This window comes from Arthrobacter sp. KNU40 (assembly GCF_051515115.1).
Lineage (GTDB): Bacteria > Actinomycetota > Actinomycetes > Actinomycetales > Micrococcaceae > Arthrobacter.
In genome coordinates, this window is the sequence record NZ_CP195850.1 from 774,419 (window position 1) to 796,582 (window position 22,164).

Genomic DNA, 22,164 nt, shown 5'->3' on the forward strand with positions numbered 1-22,164 from the left:
CAAAACCCCGTATTTGGAGGAACCCCGCCCTTTGGAGGAACACCCGCGTGACTGACCGCCCCGACAACAGGCCCAACACGGACGGCTTGCCCAAGACGCAGCCGCTCAAGCCATCCCAGGTGCGCCAGAATGTCAATGCTAAACGCATGCTTCGCAGGCTCGTGCAGGGCGAGAATCCTCCCACCGCCCCCATGAGCATCGTCGATCGCCTGGCGGGCAGTCCCTACGCCAACCCCATCATCCACGTGGGCGGTGTTGATGCTTCGGCCCGCAAGACCATCGACTTCGCGCTGCACATGGCAGAATCCATGTTTCGTTACGGAGCCGGTGCCCTGGAAGTCGAGACCAGCATCATCGCGGTCACGGCGGCACTCGGGTTGAAGAACATCGAAGTGGACATCACCAACCAGTCCGTCGCGCTCAACTACGCGCCCAAGGACCAGACTCCCATCACACTGCTCCGGGTGGTTCGCTCCTGGACCAACAACTACGCAGGACTGGCCCAGGTGCACCAGCTCGTCACGGATATCGTGGCCGGCGGGGTGGGCAGGTCAGAAGCGGTGAGCCGGCTGGATGACATCATCCGCAGCAGCAAGCCCTTCCCGCGGTGGATGGTCACCATGGCGTTCGGCGTCTTCTCCGCCGTTTTCGTCGGAGTCCTGGGCGGGGGAGTTGGAGCGTCCGCTCTGGCTTTCGTCTCCAACATGCTTGTCAACCTCGTGGCCCGGCAATTGGGCAAGTGGCGCACGCCTGACTTCTTCGTGACAGCCGCTTGCTCCTTCCTGGTCACGTTCATCGCGCTGATGCTCCACTGGGCCGGGGCGGATATCCCGCCGTCCATCGTCGTGGCGGGCGGCATTCTTTTGCTCCTGCCAACGGGTCGGCTCGTCTCTTCGGTGCAAGACGCCATCAACGGATTCCCCGTGACTGCGGCCGGACGTTTCCTGTCCACCATCCTGACCTTCGGGGCGATCGTTGCGGGCATCGCCGTCGCGGTGGTTGTGGGTGACCTCATCGGCAGCGTCGCGATCGATGTCACGCAAACATTCCCCGAAGCGTATCCGTTGTGGGGACAGGCGGTCCTGATTGCCATCGGCGTAATTGCCATCGGCATCACCGAACAGACCCTGCTCAAACTTCTGCTCCCGACGGCGGCAGTGGGCTTGGTGGGTTACTTCGTCTTGTGGGGGGCTTCCAACCTCGGCTTCGGAGACCGGCTCTCGCCGGCGATTTCCGCCGTGGTCATTGGTCTGCTCGCCCGCATGGTGGCACTCAGGCTCGGTGCCCCGCAGCTGGTGGTGGCAGTCCCGGCAGCCCTCATCCTGCTCCCGGGTTTGAAGATATTCCGTTCCATGTATGTATTGACGGTGCAGGAAGCAGACGTCCTGCTGGGTTCGGGCGGGATGCTCAACGCGGGAGCGATCGTGCTGGGCGTGGCCGCAGGAATTGTGCTGGGCGACAACCTTGCCCGGCCGCTGACCAAAGGGCTTGCCAGCAACGAGCGACGACGCGTCCGCCGGCGGTAGCCCGCCGCGTCCGGAGGGCGACCCAGCCGAAACAGTCCCTAGATCTGCCCGATCGGGAGTTTCTTCTCCGCTTGGAAGTCGTCCTCTACGCGCCCCTGGGCCCAGTATCCGGAAAGGGATACTTGGGAACGCTCCAGCCCACGCTGCTTGAAGAAGATCTCCCGCAACCCCTTCATATAGCCTCGCTCACCATGCGCGAACACGTCCACGCGGCCGGGCAGCCACTCTGCGTCGCCCAAGGCATCGAGCAGGATCGAGCTTGATCCGGCCGGGACTCCGGAGCGAAGAAGCCAACGCAACTCCACGCCGTCGGGAGCCGCAATGGCAAGGATGTCGGCATCGCTATCGACTTCGAGGAAGGCAAGGCCTTTGGCGTCGGCCGGCAGAGATTCGATCGCGGCGGCAATCGCCGGGAGCGCGGCGTCGTCGCCCGCGAAAAGGTACCAGTCGGCGTCGGGCGCCGGGTTGTAGGCGCCGCCGGGACCCGTGAAAACAAGCGTGTCGCCGGGCTGGGCGGCCAGGGCCCACGGGCCTGCAAGGCCCTCGTCGCCATGGACCACAAAGTCGATTGCCAGCTCCTGCGCAGCTTGGTCCACCCAACGGACGGTGTAGGTGCGGGTGTAGGGCCACTGTTCGCGGGGCATTGTCTCCCGGATGGCCCAAAGATCCAGCGGCAGCTCATAGTCGACGCCGGGCTGCGGGAACACGATCTTTACATACCGGTCCACGAAGTCGTTGTTCGCATAACCGGCAAACCCCGGTCCACCTGCAATGATGCGCACCATATGGGGCGAAAGCTGTTCGGTGCGCAACACCGTCAGGTTCACTTGGGGGCGGGTATTGCGGGATGCAGACGACGTCGCGGGCAAAGATGTCATGTAGGCAAGCCTAAGCTAGGGCAGCGGTGGAAGCTCCCAGATGACGGGATCTGCGCCTTGCGCACGGAGCAGGGCATTGGCCCGGCTGAACGGGCGCGAACCGAAGAAACCGCGCGAGGCGGAGAGCGGACTGGGGTGCGCGGAGGAGATCACAGGGGCGCCTTCAAGCAGAGGCTGTACTGCTCCGGCGTCCTTGCCCCACAAGATCGCGACGAGCGGACTCTGCTTGCCCGCTACCGTGCGGCGGCCGGCGACGGCGGCGACCGCCGCCGTCGTGATGGCCTCCCAGCCTTTGCCCCGGTGCGAGCCGGCCGCACCGGCCGCGACGCTGAGCACCCTGTTCAGGAGGAGTACTCCTTGGCCCGTCCAAGCCGAAAGATCGCCGTGAACCCGTGGCGGGAGTCCGAGATCGGACTCCATCTCCCGGTAGATGTTCGAGAGGCTGCGGGGGATGGGCCGGGTTGGCCCGGAAACCGCGAAAGAGAGCCCGACGGCGTGTCCCGGCGTCGGGTAGGGGTCCTGGCCCAGGATGAGCACCTTGACGTCGGCAAGCGGCTGCCGGAAGGCGCGAAGGAGGTTGGACGCGGCAGGAAGCACGTGGGTTCCGCGTGTGGCCTCGGCCGCCACGAAGGTCAGCACCGAGCGCAACTCGTCCTCGACGCCAGAGAGCGCGTCGGCCCAGTCCGGCGCCATGAGGTCCGCCAAAGCCATTCCCGGGAGTGCCTCGAACTCGGCCGAGTGATCCTCGGATTCAAGCTCGAATAATGCTTCTTCGCCTGCCACCCAGTCATTGTCCCTGTCCTGAGGCTCCGGGGAAAGCGGCTCCGCAAGGCGGCGGGGCAAATGACACCCATGTTATTCGCCCGTTACCATGGGCGGGGGACATTTTTTAAGTCAATGCGTCGAAGGAGTGTGTCGTGGCAGAACCCGCACGGGAACCCATGGCGTCCGAAGCAACTGGATTGGTACTCGAAGACCTGTCCACCGGACTCCGCAGCGATTCGCCGCTCGGCGAGCGTGAACAGCAGATGCTCGCCCTGGAGAGGCAATGGTGGAAGTACGCCGGGGCCAAGGAACAGGCCGTCAGGGAACTCTTCGATCTCTCCGCGACCCACTACTACCAGCTCCTCAATGCCCTCATCGACACCGAGGAAGCGCTGGCGCACGATCCTATGCTGGTCAAGAGATTGCGTAGACTACGTATGTCACGTCAGAGGGCCCGCACAGCGCGTCGTCTCGGTTCTGACGCTTAGAGCACCCGCTGATCCCCCAGCAAGCAAGCAGCAAGGACAAGGCTTCACCATGACCAAATTTGCCCGGGATGAATTCGACCGTGTCCCGCAGAGCTCATCGCGCCAAGGTGTCCACAGACTCGTCGCGTCCGTTTCCCGGCCCGCCCTGTGGCCGGTGCTGCTGCTAGGCGGCATCGCGCTGGCCGTAGGCCTCGTTGCGTTCCTCATCCTTCCGAAGCTTGGATTCACCTCATCGACGACGCCGCAAGCCGTCGTCACCACCGATGCCCCCAAGCAAAGCGCCGCGGCGTCACCATCCGCAAGCGGCGCCGCGCAGGCGTCCAGCCAGCCAAGCCCGAGCGACACGCCTTCCAGCACCCCGACGCCGACCCCGAGCACGGCGCCCTTGGACAAGACGGCGGCAGTCGCGGTCTACAACGGCACCACCACTGGTGGCCTGGCGGCCCGCGTGGCAGGCCTCGTTCAAGGCGGAGGCTGGCCGTTGTCCACCGTCGCAAACTGGGGCGGCATGCCCCAGCAGACGTCGTCGGTCTTCTACAAGGGTGCAGCCCAGAAGGGCAATGCCGAAGCCCTCGGTAAATTGCTGGGCATTTCCAACCTTGTGGACAGTGCCGAATTCCAGCAGCCCGTGGTTGTCATCCTCGGCCCCGGTTACAAGTAGCAACTCGGTTACGCCTCAATAACATTGCGGCCACCCGCACCCGAGGTTGCGCTACGGCAACGTGACTGTGGTTACAGTAGTTGTGAGCTGGCCCGGAGATCCCGGAAGCCGGCCACTGCTAGTTGAAAGTGTGGGGATCATGGCTTTGGGAACCGTCAAATGGTTCAATGCCGAAAAGGGCTACGGATTCATCACTGTCGATGAGTCCGGTGACGACATCTTTGTGCATTGGTCCGCCATCCAGATGGATGGATTCCGTGCGCTCGAAGAAGGACAACGGGTCGACTTCGAACTGGGCGAGGGCCAGAAGGGCCCGCAGGCAGAAAGCGTGCGGCTTATCTAGTGGGTGTTGCGGCAACAGGGCTGTCCTGGCCCCTTGGAGGGCGCCGGTCCCGGGCAATTCCTCTTCTCGCAGGTTTTGCAGCCTTGGCCCTCGGATTGGCCGGATGTTCCGCCCCCGTGGCTAACGCCAGGCTCAGTTCGGTTACCCCGAGTGGCGACGGCATCCTGCGCATCGGCGTGATTCTGGACAATACCGGCAGTTCCGCATTCCTCAACGAGTCCGAGTTGGCAGCAGCCAAGTTGGCCGTCAAGCAAATCAATGATGCAGGCGGATACAAGGGCCATCCCGTCGAGTTGCTTCCGGCATCGGCGGCCAGCGAAAGCAGCAGCGCTAGCCAGGCAGCCAGCGCGGCGGCTTTCACTGCCGATACCGCGGCGCAAGCCAAGGCGTTGCTATCAGCCCACGCCGACGTCGTTGTGGGGCCGACGGATTCCAGCCATGCGCCCGCCGCCATCGATGTTCTGTCTCCTGCCCGGATTCCACTTATCTCACCGGCCAACACGGCGTCAGGACTCAGCAGCTACAAGAACGGCGGCTTCTACTTCCGCACTACGGCCGCCGATGCCGCACAGGGCAGCGTCCTGGCGAAGCTTGCCCACGACGCCGGCGCCAAGAGGATTTCCGTCCTGCATGAAGCCGGGGACTACGGAACACGTGTCTCCGGAGCGGTCATGGACGCTGCCCGCAGCCTCGGAATGGACGCCGTGTCCAACGCGGAATTCGCGGCCGGCAAAGCAGCTCCCGCCGCGGCGGGCATCAAGTCCGGCACACCGGACGCCGTCGTCGTGGTTGCCCGTGACGGTGCCCAAGGCGCCCTGGCCGAGCTCCTGAACGCGGGGCTGAGCGGCAAGAGCCTGATTTTGAGCGACGGTGCCATCCGCCAATACGGAACCGCACTCGGTGCCGGTGGCCTCAACGGCGCGCGGGGGATTCTTCCAGGTGTCTTCCCGAGCGCGGCGTTCCAAGCCGATCTGACTGGCATCGACCCCAAACTCAAGGACACGACGTACGCCGCCGAGACGTACGACGCCGTTACCCTCGCGGCGCTTGCGGCCGCAGCGGCGGGCGACGACGCCGGCGGCTCGATCGCGGCCTGGCTCACCACAGTGTCCGGCGGGACGCGTCCGACGTCGGGCGATGCGGCAACGAAAGAACGCACGTCTTGTACGTCATACAAGGACTGCGTCGAGCTGCTGAAGGAGGGCAAGCTCCCGGATTACGACGGCGAGTCCGGCACCATCGGGTTCGACGCCAACGGCGACGTCACCTCGTCGAATTACATGGTCTTCACCTACGGGGCAGACAACACTGCGCGGGTGAGCGGCAAGGAGACGGCCTCACGGACTCCGTGACGGCTTGTGCCCGTAGCGAATTCCCTTGGCGTGGCGAGTAGTTTCCAGCTCTTGCTGCTTGCACTCTCCTCGGGTGAGTGCTAATTATTGATTAGCACTCTCAAGCACTGACTGCTAATTCTTCCCGGCTCCGGCCGTATGGAAACAGTGGCGGTGCCTGAGAGAACAAAGAAAACCTTGCTGGGGTGAGGTCCGGAGCACGCGGCATACAGAGGCCGAATGTGAAGGATCGTCCGTCGCGGGCACCGCAGTGAAGGCACCTTCTTAACGACTGTCCCGAAAGGACTACCGCCGTTATGGCCAAGATCATTGCATTTGATGAAGAGGCACGCCGCGGTCTCGAGCGGGGTCTGAACATCCTCGCCGACGCCGTCAAGGTCACCCTCGGCCCGCGTGGACGCAACGTCGTCCTCGAAAAGAAGTGGGGCGCCCCCACGATCACCAACGATGGTGTTTCCATCGCCAAGGAGATCGAGCTGGACGACCCGTTCGAGAAGATCGGCGCCGAGCTGGTCAAGGAAGTTGCCAAGAAGACGGATGACGTCGCTGGCGACGGCACCACCACCGCCACCGTCCTGGCCCAGGCACTGGTCAAGGAAGGCCTGCGCAACGTAGCTGCCGGCGCCGACCCGCTGTCCCTCAAGCGCGGCATCGAAAAGGCTGTTGAAGCCGTTATCCGCGAGCTGCTTGCTTCCGCAAAGGAAATCGAGACCAAGGAAGAGATCGCGGCCACGGCTTCCATCTCTGCCGGCGACACCGAAATCGGTAACCTCATTGCTGAAGCCCTGGACAAGGTCGGCAAGGAAGGCGTCATCACGGTCGAGGAGTCCAACACCTTCGGTCTTGAGCTGGAACTCACCGAAGGCATGCGCTTCGACAAGGGCTACATCTCCGCTTACTTCGTCACCGACGCAGAGCGCCAGGAAACCATCCTTGAAGACCCGTACATCCTGATCGTCAACTCCAAGATCTCCAACGTGAAGGAACTCGTTGCGGTCCTGGAGAAGGTCATGCAGTCGAACAAGCCGCTGCTGATCATCGCTGAGGACATCGAGGGCGAGGCCCTGGCCACCCTGATCGTCAACAAGATCCGTGGCACCTTCAAGTCCGTTGCCGTCAAGGCTCCGGGCTTCGGTGACCGCCGCAAGGCACAGCTCGCCGACATCGCTATCCTCACCGGTGGCCAGGTCATCTCCTCGGAGGTCGGCCTCAGCCTCGAGAACGCAACCCTCGAACTGCTCGGCAACGCCCGCAAGGTTGTTGTCACCAAGGACGAGACCACCATCGTCGAAGGTGCCGGCGACGCCGACGCCATCGCCGGTCGTGTTGCACAGATCCGTGCCGAGATCGAGAACTCCGATTCCGACTACGACCGCGAGAAGCTGCAGGAGCGCCTGGCCAAGCTGGCCGGCGGCGTTGCAGTCATCAAGGCCGGTGCCGCAACCGAGGTAGAGCTCAAGGAGCGCAAGCACCGCATTGAGGACGCAGTCCGCAACGCGAAGGCTGCCGTTGAAGAAGGCATCGTCGCCGGTGGTGGCGTTGCCCTCATCCAGGCCGGTGCCAAGGCATTCGCCAACCTGCAGCTCGAAGGCGACGAAGCAACGGGCGCCAACATCGTCCGCGTTGCCATCGACGCTCCGCTCAAGCAGATCGCTTACAACGCTGGCCTCGAGCCGGGCGTTGTCATCGACAAGGTCCGCGGCCTGCCGTCGGGCCACGGCCTGAACGCTGCAACCGGCGTTTACGAGGACCTGCTGGCCGCCGGCGTCAACGACCCCGTAAAGGTCACCCGCTCGGCTCTCCAGAACGCTGCGTCCATCGCTGGTCTGTTCCTGACCACCGAGGCCGTTGTTGCCGACAAGCCGGAGAAGAACGCTCCGTCTATGGGTGGCGGCGACGACATGGGCGGCATGGGCGGCTTCTAAGCCCCCGCGCCGGCTCACCAGCCTCACGCACGACGACGGTCCCCGCTTCAGGTGGGGGCCGTCGTCGCCGTTTAACGACGCCCGCTCACTTGTGTGGGGTTTTGGCCCGATGCTCGCTCACTTGTGTGGGGTTTTGGCCCGACGCTCGCTCACTGCCTCGCGGTCCGGGAGTGTCGGGGCGGTCTGGCAGGATGGAAACCATGACGATTATTGCTGCCGCCGATGGTTCTGCCCTCGGCAATCCCGGGCCTGCCGGCTGGGCCTGGTACGTGAACGACTCTTGCTGGAGGGCCGGCGGTTGGCCGCACGGAACCAACAACCAGGGCGAGCTCATGGCGGTGCTTGACCTCTTCCGGTCCACGGCACACGTGCCCGATGAAGAGCTGAAGATTCTCTGCGACAGCCAGTACGTCATCAACTGCATCACCAAGTGGATGCCGGGATGGAAGCGCAAGGGCTGGCGCAAAGCCGACGGAAAGCCCGTCTTGAACGTCGATCTCCTCAAGGACATCGACCAGGCCATTGTCGGCCGCAAGTACACGTTCGAGTGGGTCAAGGGCCACGCCGGCCACGACCTCAACGAGGCCGCCGACGATCGCGCCCGCGCTGTAGCCACGGCGTTCCAGCAAGGAACAGCTGCTCCCGGCGGACCTGGTTATCCGGGGGCTGATGAGGCTGCGCGGTCCTTTGCCCGCACGCCAGCAGCGCGCACGCCGTCAGCCCGCACAGTGCCTGTGGAGGCGCCCTCGCTTTTCGACGGCCACGACGACGCCGATAACCCGGATGAAGACCTCACGTTGTTCGGCGGTCAGGACCTTTTGGGCGGGTCATCCTTGCCTAACGCGCCGGCGGCGTTCACGGAACAGGAGCCGTTCATCGAGTCCACTTTGTTCGCCGGAGACGACGAAGAAACGGTCCTTGGCCAGGCGGGCGGGCGCTCAGACGAAGAAACCGTGATTCTCCTTGAGAAGGAGCTCCTGAGGCCCGACGTCAGGGGAGACCTTGGGCGTACGGGGATCCTGCTCCACCCGGACTTCACCGAGATTGGCAGCTCCGGACGTGTGTGGTCCCGCGACGAGCTCATGATGGCGTTGGAGGGCGATCCAGGCGAAACCGCGGAGGTTGAGGTAATTTCCGCAGAGCGCATCTCCGGCAACGCCATGCTGCTCAATTACAGAAGTTATGGGCGAGCCGGCTCGGCATTGCGGAGCTCGATCTGGTTGCTCGACGACGGCCGCTGGCGGTTGCGCTTCCACCAGTCGACGCCGGAGAAGTAACGGGGCAGAAGCAGACGGACCCCGGTGGGAAGGCAGATTTGCCGCCCGCCGGGATCTCCTGGCCGTTCCTAGTAGCTGAACCGCTGGGTGTTGCCTTGCTCGGTCTGGAGGTAGCTTGCAGCGGCGGAGGACAGTGCCAGGTTGATGGATGCGAGTGAGGCCTCCACCTTGTTCTGGGTCAACGTCCACTCGGAGACGAGTGCCTGGAAATTGTTGGCCGCTGACCCCTTCCAGGTGGCTTGGAGCTCGTCCAGGCCACGTTTCATCGCCTGGACGTCGGCGCTGATGCGATCCACGGTGGCTTTGACGTTGGCGGACTTGAGCTGGAGCAGTTCGGTATCGACGGATATGACGCTCATAGGGCGTTGCCTTTCAACTAAAGGGGTCCGCGGGTGCGGCTGGCTTGTGGTCCACACAATGAGCCTAGAAGCCGTCACATGGCGCAAGCAGAGCCGAATCTTCCTATGTGGACAACTCGCCAAATCAAGCCGCCCAGCATAGAAAACTGCTAGTCGGAGATCTCCGCGTCGGCGATACCCGCATCTTCCGGTACCTCGGACATGTCGTCCTGGAAGGGGAGGCTGACAACCAGGGTGGCCCCGCCGCCGTCGGTCTCTTCGACCCTGACGGTACCGCCGTGGGAACCCACAATTGCAGCGACAATCGCGAGACCGAGCCCGCTGCCGCCTGTCTCCCGCGTGCGTGAAGTGTCCGCCCTGTAGAAGCGCTCGAAGATCCGGGGCAGTTCCTCGGCCGGAATGCCGCTGCCGTGGTCCCGCACCTCGAGAACGGAAAACGGACCGCCGGGAGTGTCCCGCACCCCCACGGCGACCTCGATCGGCGTTCCTTCGGGGGTGTATCGCAGGGCATTGCCCACCAGGTTTCCGAGCACCTGACGAAGCTTGGCCTCGTCACCCTGGACCGGGGCAGGCGCTGCCGCTCCGCCGTCGAGCCCTGTGAGCGAAATCTTCCGCTCGCCGGACGTCGCGAATGAGTCCACGACGGCGTCGTTCGCCAGCAGGTGCAGGTCCACCGGCTTGAGCTGCAATGGCCGTTGTTCGTCCAGGCGGGCAAGCAGGAGCAGGTCTTCCACCATGGATCCCATGCGCTTGGCTTCGCTCTCGATCCTTCCCATGGCGGTGCCCACATCTTCCGGCGTGGCAAGGGCGCCGTGGCGGTAGAGCTCGGAGAAACCGCGAATAGTGACCAAGGGGGTCCGCAGTTCGTGGGAGGCATCGGCGGCGAATCGCCGCATTCTCGCCTCGGAAGCCGCCCGGGCCGCGAAGGACGACTCGATGTGGGCGAGCATCGCGTTGAGGGAAGCACCCAAGCGACCGACTTCGGTGACCGGGTTTTCGACCTCCACGCGGCGTGAGAGATCACCGGCGGCGATAGCAGCTGCAGTCTTTTCAACGCGTGAGAGGGGACGGAAGGAGCGTGCAACAGTCCAGGTGGCGATGAAGAATGCGAGCACCAGGGTCAACAGTCCGACGCCGACTACTACGAGCGTGGCGTGTTCCATGACTTTGTCCACGGGGGACAGGGGCAGCCCGACGATCACTACTGCGTTTTGCCCGGTCCGGTTGTCCACGACGTTGACCGCCACCACACGCCAATCGCCGCCGGCGGTGCCGTTCACCTGGAAGGGTGCGTAATTGCGGTTCTTGGCTTCACCCGGGCTGATGGTGGCGATGCTCGGCCGATCCGTCTTGCTGCCGCCGAACGGATACGGCGGCTGGCCCTGGACGTAGAGCGTCAACGAATAGTCCGTGGGCACTGCAGGGCCCGCCTCAGACAGATTGGCGAAAGATTGCTGTTGCTGGGCGATCTGGACGGCAGCCTTGAGCTTGTCATCCACTTGCCCTTGGAGGTAGCTCTTGACGAGCGTCAGCGTCCCGGCGCCCGTGGCGGCCAAGGCAAGGAGCAGCAGCCCCATGATGATGGCGACCAGCTGCGACCTGAGGGAGGCCGACTTCCAACGGTTGAACAAGGTCAGCGCTTCTCGGCCGTCCGCAGTACGTAACCGACGCCGCGCTTGGTCTGGATCAAGGCAGTGGCATCCGGGTCAATGTCCACTTTGCGCCTGAGATAGGAGATGTAGGATTCCACGATCGAGGCGTCGCCGTTGAAGTCGTATTCCCAGACATGGTCCAGGATCTGCGCCTTGGAAAGCACCCGGTTGGGGTTCAGCATGAGGTAGCGCAGCAGCTTGAACTCGGTGGGCGAGAGCTCGATGATGGTGCCGCCGCGGCGGACCTCGTGCGCGTCGTCGTCGAGCTCAAGGTCATCAACGCGGATGACGGCGTCGTCGTCTTCCATCGGCTGCGTGCGGCGAAGCACGGCGCGGATCCGGGCCACCACTTCATCCAGGCTGAAGGGCTTGGTGACGTAGTCGTCGCCGCCCACCGTCAGGCCGGTGACCTTGTCTTCCGTGTCGTCCTTGGCCGTCAGGAACAGGACAGGGAAGTGCTTTCCGGCGGCACGGAGCCGGCGGGTGACAGTGAACCCGTCCATATCGGGGAGCATGACGTCCAGGACAGCGAGGTCCGGGGCGTGAAGATCGGCGGCAGCGAGCGCTTCGCGGCCGTTCGACGCCGCAACGACCTCGAAGCCAGCAAAACGCAGCGAGGTGGAGAGCAGCTCACGGATGTTGGGTTCGTCGTCGACGACGAGGAGCTTGGCTTCGGGGCCGTTCTTTTTCATACCATTCATGATGCTCCCAGTTTCTGGGAGTTGACTGGATACTTGTTGTGAGAATTATCGGGGTGTCGTGGTTGCGGGCCCGGGCTAACTACCGAGAGCGAGCCCGACGCCGAGTCCCACCATGGTGACGGCAATCCCTCCGTCGAGGATCCGCCAGGACGCCGGCCGCGCGAAAAATCCGCGCAGCAGTTTCGCCCCGAACCCGAGTGAACAGAACCAGAGAATACTGCCCAGCATGGCTCCGGCGCCGAACCACCACTGCAGCCCGGGCCCTTGCGCGTTCGCCACGGATCCCAGGAGCAAGACGGTGTCCAGGTAGACATGGGGGTTGAGCCAGGTCAGTGCCATGACAGTTGCCAGCGCGGCAGCCAGTCCGCTTCGACCGGCACCCGAAGGCCCGGGCTCAGCGGACACGAGCGCTTGCGGCTTGAGGATCCGCCGTGCCGCCATCACGCCGTACGTCACCAGGAATGCCGCGCCGACATAGCGGAGAACGACGACGGCGGCAGGCGCCGCGCTGAGAAGGGCGCCTGTGCCGAGTACCCCGGCCGCGATGAGCACCGCGTCCGAGATCGCGCACACTGCAACGATTGCCCCGACATGTTCGCCGCGGATTCCTTGCCGGAGGACGAAAGCATTTTGGGCGCCAATGGCAACAATGAGGGCCAGGCCTGTGCCGAGGCCCAAGCCGGCAGCGTGGAAGACGTCGTGGGAGTTCATTCTTCGAGGCTAAGTTTCGCCCTGAACATTAGTCCAGCTAAATATTCTTAGGCATCGTAAGATCATCTTATGGCCAGATTCTCTTCCGAACAGCTGCACACCTTCGCCGCCGTGCTCGCGGAAGGTACGCTCGACGCCGCTGCCCGATCACTGAACATCACGCCGTCGGCCGTCTCCCAGCGCCTCAAGGCGCTTGAACAAGCATCCGGCAGGGTCTTGCTGCAGCGCAGCAATCCGGTCCAGGCCACCGAGTCGGGACATGTGGTGCTCAGGCTGGCGCGGCAGCTCGCCCAGTTGGAGGCCGACGCCGAGCTCGAACTGGGCCTGCCCGGCGAATCGCCGATGGTCTCGGTTCCGATCGTGGTCAACGCGGATTCCTTGTCCGTCTGGTTCCTGAAGGCCCTCACAAAGGTCCCGGCGGAGCTGAACGCCGTCTTCGATCTTCACCGGGACGACGAGCAGTATTCCACGTCCATGCTGCGCGCCGGAACGGTGATGGCCGCCGTGACAGCGACTCCCGAGCCGGTACAGGGCTGCCGCGTGGAACCGCTGGGAAGCATGCGATACCGTGCCGTCACTACGCCCGAATTCAGGGCGCGGTGGCTTCCCGACGGGGTCGATGTCGCCGCGCTGGGTGCAGCTCCGGCCGTGGACTTCGACCGCAAGGACGAGTACCAACATCGTTTCCTGGAACTCCTTGGCGGGGCTGGGCGTGGGATGGAGCCGGCAGGACCGCGCCACTATGTTCCGTCCAGCCAGGAGTTTGCCGAGGCCATTCGCTTGGGGCTTGGGTGGGGATTGCTGCCTGAACCTCAATGCGGCCGGGAGATAGCCGATGGAGACTTGGTGGAACTCGCGCCCGGGCAGCCCTTGGACGTGCCCTTGTACTGGCAACGGTGGCGGACACCGTCGCGGATCCTGGACGCCGTGACTGAGGCGGTCCGGAGCACCGCCGCGGAAGTGCTGCGCAGGGCCTGACGATGCTGTGCAGGGCCTGACAAGCTGGCCAAAAGCCAACACGCCGCGGGCACAGTCCTAAATTGTCGGAGCCCCGTTTCACACTTGAGCCATGGAAAACAAACAAGATTCACGCGTTGACATTCAAAACGTCGAATTCCATGTCAGCTACCTGGACACGCACTCTGGACGCATCGAGCTCGAGGCGTTCAACGACCGCTCCGCCGCTGAACGCTTTGCCGATGCGCAGCTCAAAGACGAGGACTCCTGGGCTGTGGTCGACGCCGTCGTGCTGCAAGCAGCGGGGCACCAGGAGCGCACGCAACAGCTGGTTGCCTAGCCCTTAAGTTGACTAGCCCTTAAGTTGACCAGCCCTACGCGGCGGGTACGTCCTTGGCGTCCATGATCCGGTAGGCGTAGCCCTGTTCGGCGAGGAACCGTTGCCGTTTGGCGGCGAAGTCCTGGTCGAGGGTGTCCCTGGCCACCAAGGAATAGAAGCGTGCCGCACGGCCGTCCTGCTTGGGGCGAAGCAAGCGCCCCAAGCGTTGAGCCTCTTCCTGGCGGGAACCGAAAGATCCCGATACCTGGATTGCCACCGATGCCTCGGGCAGGTCGATCGAGAAGTTGGCCACTTTGGACACCACCAGGGTCTTGATGTCACCGGCGCGGAAGGCATCGAACAGCTTCTGCCGCACCTTGACTGTTGTATCGCCCTTGATCACGGGAGCGTCCAAACGCTCGCCGATCTCATCCAACTGGTCGATGTATTGGCCGATCACCAGCAGCGGCTCGCCCTGGTGCAAGGCGACGAGCTGCTCCACCAAGGTGGTCTTGGTCTCCGACGTCGCGCAGAGCCGGTACTTGTCCGCATCCTCAGCCATCGCGTAGGCCACGCGCTCGTCCCGGGGCAGGTCCACCCGGACCTCCACGCAGTCCGCCGGCGCAATGTAGCCCTGCGCTTCGATATCTTTCCACGGTGCGTCGTAGCGCTTGGGGCCGATCAAACTGAAGACCTCACCCTCACGACCATCCTCACGCACAAGTGTCGCAGTGAGTCCCAGACGACGCCGCGCCTGCAGGTCCGCCGTCATCCGGAAGATCGGAGCCGGCAGGAGATGGACCTCGTCGTAGATGATGAGTCCCCAGTCGTGCCCGTCCACGAGTTCCAAGTGCGGGTAAAGGCCTCCGCGTTTCGTGGTCAGGACCTGGTAGGTGGCGATCGTGACCGGCCGGACTTCCTTGACCGCGCCCGAATACTCGCCGATCTCCTCCTCCGTCAGCGACGTCCGCTTGAGGAGCTCGTCCTTCCATTGCCGGGCCGCGACAGTGTTGGTGACCAGGATCAGCGTGGTGGTGCAGCTTGTAGCCATGGCTGCGGCCCCCACCAAGGTCTTGCCCGCACCGCAAGGCAGCACGACGACGCCGCTGCCGCCTGCCCAGAAGTTCTCCGTGGCAAGCTTCTGGTATGGCCGCAGGTGCCAACCGTCCTCGTTCAAAGCGATCAGGTGCGGAGTGCCGTCCACGTAGCCTGCGAGGTCCTCGGCCGGCCATCCGAGCTTGAGCAGCAATTGCTTGAGCTGTCCCCGCTGGGAGGAGTGCACCACCACGGTTTCGCCGTCGATCCTCGGCCCCAGCAAAGGTGCGATTTTCTTGGCCCGGATGACTTCCTCGAGTACGGGGTAGTCGGTGGTACGCATGACCAAGCCGTGCTGCGGGTCCTTTTCGAGGCGCAAGCGGCCGTAGCGGGACATCGTCTCTTCGATGTCGATCAGCAAGGAGTGCGGCACCGGGAAACGGGAGTAGCGCAGGAGCGTGTCGAGGACTTTTTCGGCGTCCAGTCCTGCGGCGCGCGCATTCCAGAGGCCAAGAGGGGTGAGCCGGTAGCTGTGGACGTGTTCGGGGGCACGCTCCAGCTCGGCGAATGCCGCAATCGCATGCCGTGCCTCGGTAGCGAGCTCGTGGTCGACTTCCAGCAGGATGGTTTTGTCGCTCTGTACGATCAGCGGACCGTCGCTCACTATTGCTTCCTCACTTGTGCGGATCGCCCGCGGGCTCCACATCGATGATGCGGTGGATGGACAAGACTCTTTCGGTATCCCTGGCGGCGTCGAACACCCTGACGCGTCCTCCCGACACTGATACCGGAACGACGGTTTCGGTATTGGAATTCCCCAAGCCGTCCACCACGTTCATGGTGACCGCTTGCTTCAGCCGGATGGCCCTCTGCAGGGTCTCGAGTCCCAGTTGCGTTGCCGCCTCGCCGGTCGATTCGCCATGGACCGCGCGATGGTGCCTGAGCACCGCGAGCTGGGCGTCGACGTCGTCGTCCGGCGGTGCAATGCGGGGCGCAGTGTATACGGGGCGAACGCCCCCGGCCACGGCCGTCGTCCTCTTGTAGCGCACGACGGCGGTCTCCGCCTCCTGCACGGCAGGCGAGAGTCCCAGCTCGCGCAGCACCCTCGCGGTCTCCCGGGGGCTCGCGGCGGAGGTCAGTACTGTGGGGGCGATCCGGACAAGTCCCAGGCTCGCGGCTCCCGGCTCCCGAACGAGCTCGGCGATGGCGGCCTCGTCGTCGCTTTGGATGAAACTGGGGCTGCTGGCGACACGCAGCCGGCCGTGCCTGGAGGCGATGTCCTTGATCAAGTAGCGGAGCGGTTGGGGAACATCGGTGGCGGAGTGGGTGCGCAGGAACGCGAGGATGGTTTCCGCGTCCTGGCCGGCGTCCAACGCGCGGCGGATCGAATCTCCGGAGAAGCGGAAGATCGTGGCCGGGCCCTGGCCTTCGGCGTCGGCGATCAAGAGCAGTTTTTCGCTCAGTTCAGGTGCCAGGTATCCCGGGGCGACGGCGGTCAGGTCGGCTTGGAGCAGGACATGATTGACGGCCGCGGGCAGGTGTTCGCCGAGGATACTGAGGGCCAGCTCGGGCTGTTCGGTGGCGATCGCCGAACCAAGCTGGGTCAGGGCGCCAGAGCCCATGAGCCCGAGGAGTTCGGCTTCGTGCAGGATTCCGCGGACAAGGGAGCTGAACCGTCGAGACATCCGGGGCTGGGCCCATTCCGCGCGTTCCATGACGGCTTCGGCGTTGAGCACAGGAGCCTTGCCGTCCGCTGCTTCTACTTCGAGGGTGAGCTCTTCGAGGATCTCCAGGATCCGTTTGCGGACCAGCGGGGCGTCAGGGCGTTGGGCCTCGGCGGACAGGGCGTTGATGGAACTTGCCGGAGAACCGGATCGGGGTGCCGTGGTGGCAGGCCCGGGGAGGGTTTGTCCCACGAGGGAAGGAGCGCGCTCGCTCGCGAGCCAGGCGTTGACCAGCCAGAGCCACTGTTCCTGGCGGGGGAGCGTGAGCCATTCCACCGATGGCGGTTGCACCCAGGTGGAACTGTCCACATCGAGCCGCAACAATCCTGACAAGGCACTGAGCTCGAGGATCAGGGCGGTCTCGGACAACCCCATGCGAAGGCTATCGGCCAGGCGTTTGAGTTCACGCACGCCGACCCCTCCGCTGCGCAGGGTAACCACCGGCTGCTCGCGGACCGCGTACAGGAGTTCGCCCACCAAACGGAGTACTTCGGCGATGGCACCCATGGCGGCATTCCGGCGCAGGGCAGCACTCGTCTGGCCCAGCTCCGGTACGGGAGGCTTCAACGTGAAGTGGTCTACGATCGCGCCACCGCGCAGGGACAGTCCGACGCTGTGCGGGAGCTCAACGTGGCCGGCGTCCAAGGGGACAAGTAATCCGCGGGCCAAGAGCCAGTCCACGGGACCGACGTCGCGGCCTTCATGGAGCACGGAAGCCTTGCGCTGGGCCTGGGGAACGGCGCCCATGGCCCAGTTGCCGAACTTGTTCAAAAGGGGACGCGTCCGCACAGGTGCCTCGGACAGGATGTGCTGAAGGTTCTCCGGCGTCGATGTCCAACGTTGCAGCGCCAGCGCCGCGTCCATGGGCGTCGTGGCGGCCAGGATGTTGGCGCCGCTTTGGTGGAGTTCGGCAACGAGATGCACCACGCGCTGGGCGAAGGCCGGTTGCAGCCGCACCAACTCGGTGTAGCTACGGCCCAAACCCGCCGGGTAGATGCCGATGACGTCCTTGAGGCTGCCCACCGGCAAGTAGAAACGCTGCCGGCCTGGATTGTGCACCGTGGCCGGGGGATCGGCCCGGTGGATGAGGGCCAGTTCCTGGAGTTTGTTCAGGATCGGCTCGAGCGCGGCAAGGGTGGCGCCGTTGATGCACTTCTTCAGCCCCGCCGCCGAGACGCTGTGGCCGGTGTCGGTGTTGGTGCACAGGTGGAGCGTCTCGAGTACTTGCATCTCCGGTTTGTTGAGCCGTTCCAGGGCGCGCTGCACGCTGACCCGGGCACTTGCCCGCGCCGCGAGTGCAGCGAAGTCCGGGACCACGGGGGAGATGAGGTCCGGCCGCGCGGCAAACAGGGCCCGCAGCGAATCATCGCTGCGCGCTTCCAGTTCCTTGCTGAGCGCGCGAATAAGGGACATCAATTCAACGTTACAGCCAGCCGGGTCCGCCGTCGGGCTTTCCGGCTGCTCATTGACGACGCCGTGCCCGCACAGAGTCAACTACCAACGCGGCCATCAAAATGAAGGCGAGCGGCAGCCCGTAGAGGGCGGTGGACGTGACCCAGGCCGGTGCCACTCCACCGGCGAAAGCGACCGCCATCACGGCAGCGACGGCCGCCAGGGAAAGGACTGCGACGACTGCGGCAACGATGGTGAGCGGGCGGCGGAAGTCGTGGGGAATCATGGAAGCAACGCTAACAGTCCCGGGCCGCATCCCCGGTTCCAGGCCAGGGCGCAGTTCCGTTGCGTACAAAAGGCGGCAGGACCTGCCTGTGGGGGTCTCAAAGCGCGAATCCGCTGCCGGGCAGGATAACCTTGAAGCAACAGACCAACACGGTCAAGGCAGTTACCCCTATTCCCGCAGTATCCTGCGGATGCGGTGGCGCGCCGGCCGTGTCTCGCAAGTAAGAACGAAGAAGGTTGATTACGTGCCCACCGGCAAGGTCAAGTGGTATGACAAGGAAAAAGGCTTCGGATTCCTCGCAGCAGAGGACGGCCAGGAAGTATTTCTGCCCAAATCCGCGCTGCCCGAAGGGGTAGCGGATCTCAAGGCGGGCACCCGGGTTGAGTTCGGCGTCGCCGACGGTCGCCGGGGCGCCCAGGCGCTGGGACTCCGCGTGCTGGATAAGTTGCCTTCCATCGCCAAAGCCAAGCGCATGAATGCCCGCGAGCTCGCTCCGGTAGTCCAGGACCTCGTATCTGTCCTGGACAACCTCTCCGGCACGTTGTCCGCCGGTAAGTACCCTGAAGGCGCCAAGGGCAAGGCCATCGCCGCAGCCCTGCGCAAGGTTGCCGACGAGCTGGAAGCCTAAACCTGCCATGACATCAACGGCGAAACCCCGCACCGGCCTTCCTGTGTGGCGCGTCGGCAAGCCGGACGCTTTCCTGGCGGCCGCCGTCGACGTCGCCCGCAACGCGGTGGAGACCATCGCCAAGCCGGCCGAAATCGGACCGCACATTGCCGCGCGTTCCGAGGGCGAACGCGTGGTCACGCACTTGTTCGAATCGCGGCTGGCCGGCTACGGCGGGTGGCAGTGGTACGCCGTCGTGACCCGCAACTCGCGCTCCAAAGTGGTCACGGTCAGCGAGCTTGGCCTGCTGCCTTCGGAGGACTCCATCCTCGCCCCGGAATGGGTGCCTTGGGCAAAGCGCGTCCGTCCGGAGGACGAGGCGACCGCGGCCGAAGAGTTGGCGGAGGAAGCTGACGTTCCCGTTGACGCGGACGACGACGGTGGCCCCTCCGATGAGGACGTCGCCGCCTCCGGTGACGACCAAGAGAACGACGACGCCGACGACATCGAGGCTGACTAGCCCTTGGCGGACCCGGCGAGTGAATTCCCTGAAGGTGGAAACTGATGTCCACCTTCAAATCGCTCGGTGTCCTTAACTACCGCATTTGGTTCATCGGTGCCCTTATTTCCAATATCGGCACGTGGATGCAACGGACGGCCCAGGATTGGCTGGTTTTCGCCCATCTGAGCAACCACGATGCCGGCGCGATGGGCGTGACCTTGGCCCTCCAACTGGGTCCGCAGCTTTTCCTGGCCCCATGGGCCGGACTGCTTGCCGACCGCTACAGCCGGCGCAGGCTCCTGGTCATGACCCAAACGGCCATGGCGGTCCTGAGCACTGGCCTGGGACTCCTGGTGCTGAGCGGTGCAGCGCAGTTGTGGCATGTCTACGTGTTCGCGCTCCTGCTTGGCGTCGTCTCGGCACTTGACGCCCCGGTTCGCCAGACGTTCGTGTCGGAGCTGGTCAAGGATGACTATCTTTCCAACGCCGTTGCGTTGAACAGCGCATCCTTCAACGTCGCCCGCATGATCGGTCCCGCCGTGGCCGGCGTGTTGACGGTCGCGGTGGGGCCGGGCTGGGTATTCATGATCAATACCCTGACCTTCCTCGCAATGCTTGGCGCGATCCGGGCCATCCCCCTCGCCTCCTTACGCGTCCAACCCCGGGCCGCCGCTGGCAAGGGCCGCATCCGTGAGGGGCTTCGCTATGTCCGCAACCGCGCGGACATTGTGGTTGTCCTGGTCGCGATTTTCATCATGGGCACGTTCGGCCTGAACTTCGTCCTCTTCATCGCGGCCATGGTCGGCACGGAGTTCGGCATGGACGCGGGGGCATTCGGGCTGCTCAACTCGGTCATGGCGATCGGGTCCGTCGCAGGAGCATTGCTTTCCGCCCGGCGAGGGCGGCCACGGATGCGGCTCATCTTCGCGGCGGCTGGCGGGTTCGGCCTTGCGAGCGGACTGGCTGCCCTGGCGCCGAACTACACCATGTTCGCCTTGGCGCTGATTCCCTGCGGACTGTTTGCCCTGACCATGATCACGAGCGCCAACGGCTACGTGCAGTCCACCACGGAACCTGTCATGCGCGGCAGGGTCATGGCACTCTACATGGCCATCTTCATGGGTGGAACGCCCATCGGAGCACCGTTCGTCGGCTGGGTGTCCAACGTGGCCGGACCCCGATGGGCTGTGGGCGTGGCCGCCGGCGCGGGCGCCAGCACCGCCGTCGTCGGCATCGTGTGGATCATCCGCGCCCGCCAGCTGCGGCTCCGTTTCGATAGCAGCGCCCGCGGCATGCGGTTCTTCCGCATCGAGTCCCAAGGCGCCAGTGGCGCTGTTAATGAGGCTAGCGCCGTTAAAGAGGCCAGCGCCGCCCGGGATCCTCTCCCGGACGACGCCGACCAGTCCTGACTGCGGGAACGCGGCAGGTCCGTTACTTCTTCAGTTCGCCCACCACGAAGTCGATGCTGGCGAGCAACGCAGAGACGTCGTCCGGCTCGATGGCAACGAAGGTAGCGATGCGGAGCTGGTTGCGGCCCAGCTTGCGGTACGGCTCCGTGTCCACGACCCCGTTGGCGCGCAGCACCTTGGCGATGGCCGCGGCATCGATCGAGTCGTCGAAATCGATCGTGGCAATGACATTGGAGCGGTCCTCTGCCTTCGCGACGAACGGGGTGGCGTACTCGGAAGCCTCTGCCCAGTCATAGATCCGGCCTGCGGAGTCCGCGGTGCGTCCGGAAGCGAAGTCCAGGCCGCCATTCTTGTTGAGCCACTGGACCTGGGCATCCAACGTCACCAAAGTGGACAGGGACGGGGTGTTGTAGGTCTGGTTGAGCTTCGAGTTGTCGATAGCCGTCTGCAGGTCGAGGAAATCGGGGATCCAGCGGCCGCTTGCCTTGATGCGGGCCGCGCGCTCCAGGGCGGCGGGGGAGAAGAGTCCCAGCCACAGGCCGCCGTCGGACGCAAAGTTCTTCTGCGGGGCGAAGTAATAGACGTCAGCTTCGGCAACATCAACATCCAGGCCGCCGGCTGCGGACGTCGCATCCACCAGGACCAAGGCGCCGTCGTCACTGCCCTGAACCCGCTTGACCGGAGCGGCCACGCCCGTCGAAGTCTCGTTCTGCGGCCATGCGTATACGTCCACGCCTGCTTCGGCCTGTGAAACCGGCCGGGTGCCAGGCTCAGACTTGATGATGGACGAAGCTTCAAGGAAAGGTGCCTTGTTGGTTGCCGAAGCGAACTTGGAACCGAACTCACCGAAAGAGAGGTGCTGGGCCTTCTTCTCGACCAGGCCGAAGCTGGCGACGTCCCAGAACGCGGTGGAGCCTCCGACGCCGAGGATCACCTCGTAGCCCTCGGGCGCACGGAAGAACTGGCTGAGTCCCTCCCGGACGGAGCCCACCAGGTTCTTGACGGGCGCCTGGCGGTGGGAGGTGCCGAGGATCGTCGTCGAGGCGGCGGAAAGGGCCTCGATCTGCTCCGGGCGGACCTTGGAGGGCCCGGCGCCGAAGCGGCCGTCCTTGGGCAGCAAATCGGCGGGGATAGTGATGCTGTTGTCGCTCACGGGATGCTCCAATGGTGAAGTAGCGGCCTAGATGGGTCGTGGCAGGTGGCAAGCTGCCCCTTCGACTCCCCAATTCTGCCTGAAGCCGCAGGCGGGGGCAGAACCGAAGCTGTCATAGTCCGCCACGTGGAAAGCACTTGGT

General features: G+C 64.4%; 22 protein-coding genes. 12 read left to right on the plus strand and 10 right to left on the minus strand.

Annotation, left to right across the window (positions count from 1 at the left end; all coding sequences use genetic code 11):
- The first annotated feature begins 47 nt into the window (after positions 1-47).
- Complete coding sequence (locus tag ACSKT0_RS03735; protein WP_437772563.1) at positions 48-1,526, plus strand: threonine/serine ThrE exporter family protein; 1,479 nt, start codon at positions 48-50, stop codon at positions 1,524-1,526.
- Positions 1,527-1,564: 38 nt separating this feature from the next.
- Here ACSKT0_RS03735 and ACSKT0_RS03740 read toward each other — a convergent pair whose 3' ends face one another.
- Together ACSKT0_RS03740 and ACSKT0_RS03745 are read right to left on the minus strand one after the other, a co-directional pair.
- Positions 1,565-2,404 (minus strand): siderophore-interacting protein, encoded by an 840-nt coding sequence (locus ACSKT0_RS03740; protein ID WP_437772564.1) that lies wholly within the window; start codon positions 2,402-2,404, stop codon positions 1,565-1,567.
- A 15-nt stretch (positions 2,405-2,419) separates the two neighbouring features.
- A complete protein-coding gene (locus ACSKT0_RS03745; protein ID WP_437772565.1) occupies positions 2,420-3,187 on the minus strand; it encodes a uracil-DNA glycosylase in 768 nt (255 codons plus the stop codon).
- Between the two features lie 134 nt (positions 3,188-3,321).
- Here ACSKT0_RS03745 and ACSKT0_RS03750 point away from each other — a divergent pair, with 134 nt between their 5' ends.
- From ACSKT0_RS03750 to ACSKT0_RS03775, 6 genes are all read left to right on the plus strand, one after another.
- The gene (locus ACSKT0_RS03750; protein ID WP_028266152.1) at positions 3,322-3,657 is read left to right on the plus strand and encodes a DUF3263 domain-containing protein; all 336 of its coding nucleotides are present in this window, start codon (positions 3,322-3,324) and stop codon (positions 3,655-3,657) included.
- 49 nt (positions 3,658-3,706) lie between these two features.
- Positions 3,707-4,318: a LytR C-terminal domain-containing protein gene (locus ACSKT0_RS03755; RefSeq protein WP_437772566.1), complete on the plus strand. Its 612-nt coding sequence runs from the start codon at positions 3,707-3,709 to the stop codon at positions 4,316-4,318.
- Between the two features lie 139 nt (positions 4,319-4,457).
- On the plus strand, positions 4,458-4,661 hold the full coding sequence (locus tag ACSKT0_RS03760; protein ID WP_059388209.1) for a cold-shock protein: 204 nt from the start codon (positions 4,458-4,460) through the stop codon (positions 4,659-4,661).
- 116 nt (positions 4,662-4,777) lie between these two features.
- Positions 4,778-6,013 carry an ABC transporter substrate-binding protein gene (locus ACSKT0_RS03765; RefSeq protein WP_437772567.1) on the plus strand — a complete coding sequence of 412 codons (1,236 nt, stop codon included), beginning with the start codon at positions 4,778-4,780 and terminating at the stop codon, positions 6,011-6,013.
- Between the two features lie 296 nt (positions 6,014-6,309).
- The gene (gene groL / locus ACSKT0_RS03770; protein ID WP_269998773.1) at positions 6,310-7,938 is read left to right on the plus strand and encodes a chaperonin GroEL; all 1,629 of its coding nucleotides are present in this window, start codon (positions 6,310-6,312) and stop codon (positions 7,936-7,938) included.
- Positions 7,939-8,138: 200 nt separating this feature from the next.
- Positions 8,139-9,215, plus strand: coding sequence for an RNase H family protein (locus ACSKT0_RS03775; protein WP_437772568.1), 1,077 nt, complete (start codon positions 8,139-8,141; stop codon positions 9,213-9,215).
- A 68-nt stretch (positions 9,216-9,283) separates the two neighbouring features.
- Here the strand turns inward: ACSKT0_RS03775 and ACSKT0_RS03780 are convergent, their stop codons facing one another.
- From ACSKT0_RS03780 to ACSKT0_RS03795, 4 genes are all read right to left on the minus strand, one after another.
- On the minus strand, positions 9,284-9,574 hold the full coding sequence (locus ACSKT0_RS03780) for a WXG100 family type VII secretion target (protein WP_059388207.1): 291 nt from the start codon (positions 9,572-9,574) through the stop codon (positions 9,284-9,286).
- A gap of 149 nt (positions 9,575-9,723) precedes the next feature.
- On the minus strand, positions 9,724-11,205 hold the full coding sequence (locus ACSKT0_RS03785; protein WP_437772569.1) for a sensor histidine kinase: 1,482 nt from the start codon (positions 11,203-11,205) through the stop codon (positions 9,724-9,726).
- A 2-nt stretch (positions 11,206-11,207) separates the two neighbouring features.
- Positions 11,208-11,918: a response regulator transcription factor gene (locus ACSKT0_RS03790; RefSeq protein WP_059388206.1), complete on the minus strand. Its 711-nt coding sequence runs from the start codon at positions 11,916-11,918 to the stop codon at positions 11,208-11,210.
- 84 nt (positions 11,919-12,002) lie between these two features.
- Entirely contained in the window at positions 12,003-12,638 is a 636-nt protein-coding gene (locus tag ACSKT0_RS03795; RefSeq protein WP_437772570.1) for a LysE/ArgO family amino acid transporter, read from the minus strand.
- Between the two features lie 69 nt (positions 12,639-12,707).
- Here ACSKT0_RS03795 and ACSKT0_RS03800 point away from each other — a divergent pair, with 69 nt between their 5' ends.
- Both ACSKT0_RS03800 and ACSKT0_RS03805 read left to right on the plus strand, forming a co-directional pair.
- Positions 12,708-13,616, plus strand: a complete 909-nt coding sequence (locus ACSKT0_RS03800) for a LysR family transcriptional regulator ArgP (RefSeq protein ID WP_437772571.1) — start codon at positions 12,708-12,710, stop codon at positions 13,614-13,616.
- 91 nt (positions 13,617-13,707) lie between these two features.
- Entirely contained in the window at positions 13,708-13,935 is a 228-nt protein-coding gene (locus ACSKT0_RS03805; RefSeq protein WP_437772572.1) for a hypothetical protein, read from the plus strand.
- Positions 13,936-13,969: 34 nt separating this feature from the next.
- On the opposite strand, the gene ACSKT0_RS03810 is transcribed toward ACSKT0_RS03805, so the two are convergent.
- The 3 genes from ACSKT0_RS03810 to ACSKT0_RS03820 are packed head-to-tail and all read right to left on the minus strand — an operon-like array spanning position 13,970 to position 18,351.
- A complete protein-coding gene (locus ACSKT0_RS03810; protein WP_437772573.1) occupies positions 13,970-15,613 on the minus strand; it encodes a DNA repair helicase XPB in 1,644 nt (547 codons plus the stop codon).
- 10 nt (positions 15,614-15,623) lie between these two features.
- The gene (locus ACSKT0_RS03815) at positions 15,624-18,086 is read right to left on the minus strand and encodes a helicase-associated domain-containing protein (protein WP_437772574.1); all 2,463 of its coding nucleotides are present in this window, start codon (positions 18,084-18,086) and stop codon (positions 15,624-15,626) included.
- Between the two features lie 49 nt (positions 18,087-18,135).
- On the minus strand, positions 18,136-18,351 hold the full coding sequence (locus tag ACSKT0_RS03820; RefSeq protein WP_437772575.1) for a hypothetical protein: 216 nt from the start codon (positions 18,349-18,351) through the stop codon (positions 18,136-18,138).
- 244 nt (positions 18,352-18,595) lie between these two features.
- Here ACSKT0_RS03820 and ACSKT0_RS03825 point away from each other — a divergent pair, with 244 nt between their 5' ends.
- From ACSKT0_RS03825 to ACSKT0_RS03835, 3 genes are read left to right on the plus strand one after another with little or no spacing between them, the layout of a single operon-like run.
- Entirely contained in the window at positions 18,596-18,979 is a 384-nt protein-coding gene (locus tag ACSKT0_RS03825) for a cold-shock protein (protein ID WP_059388199.1), read from the plus strand.
- Positions 18,980-18,986: 7 nt separating this feature from the next.
- A complete protein-coding gene (locus ACSKT0_RS03830; protein ID WP_437772576.1) occupies positions 18,987-19,478 on the plus strand; it encodes a DUF3027 domain-containing protein in 492 nt (163 codons plus the stop codon).
- A gap of 44 nt (positions 19,479-19,522) precedes the next feature.
- On the plus strand, positions 19,523-20,869 hold the full coding sequence (locus ACSKT0_RS03835) for an MFS transporter (protein ID WP_437772577.1): 1,347 nt from the start codon (positions 19,523-19,525) through the stop codon (positions 20,867-20,869).
- Between the two features lie 22 nt (positions 20,870-20,891).
- Here ACSKT0_RS03835 and serC read toward each other — a convergent pair whose 3' ends face one another.
- On the minus strand, positions 20,892-22,022 hold the full coding sequence (gene serC / locus ACSKT0_RS03840; RefSeq protein ID WP_437772578.1) for a phosphoserine transaminase: 1,131 nt from the start codon (positions 22,020-22,022) through the stop codon (positions 20,892-20,894).
- Between the last annotated feature and the right edge of the window lie 142 nt (positions 22,023-22,164).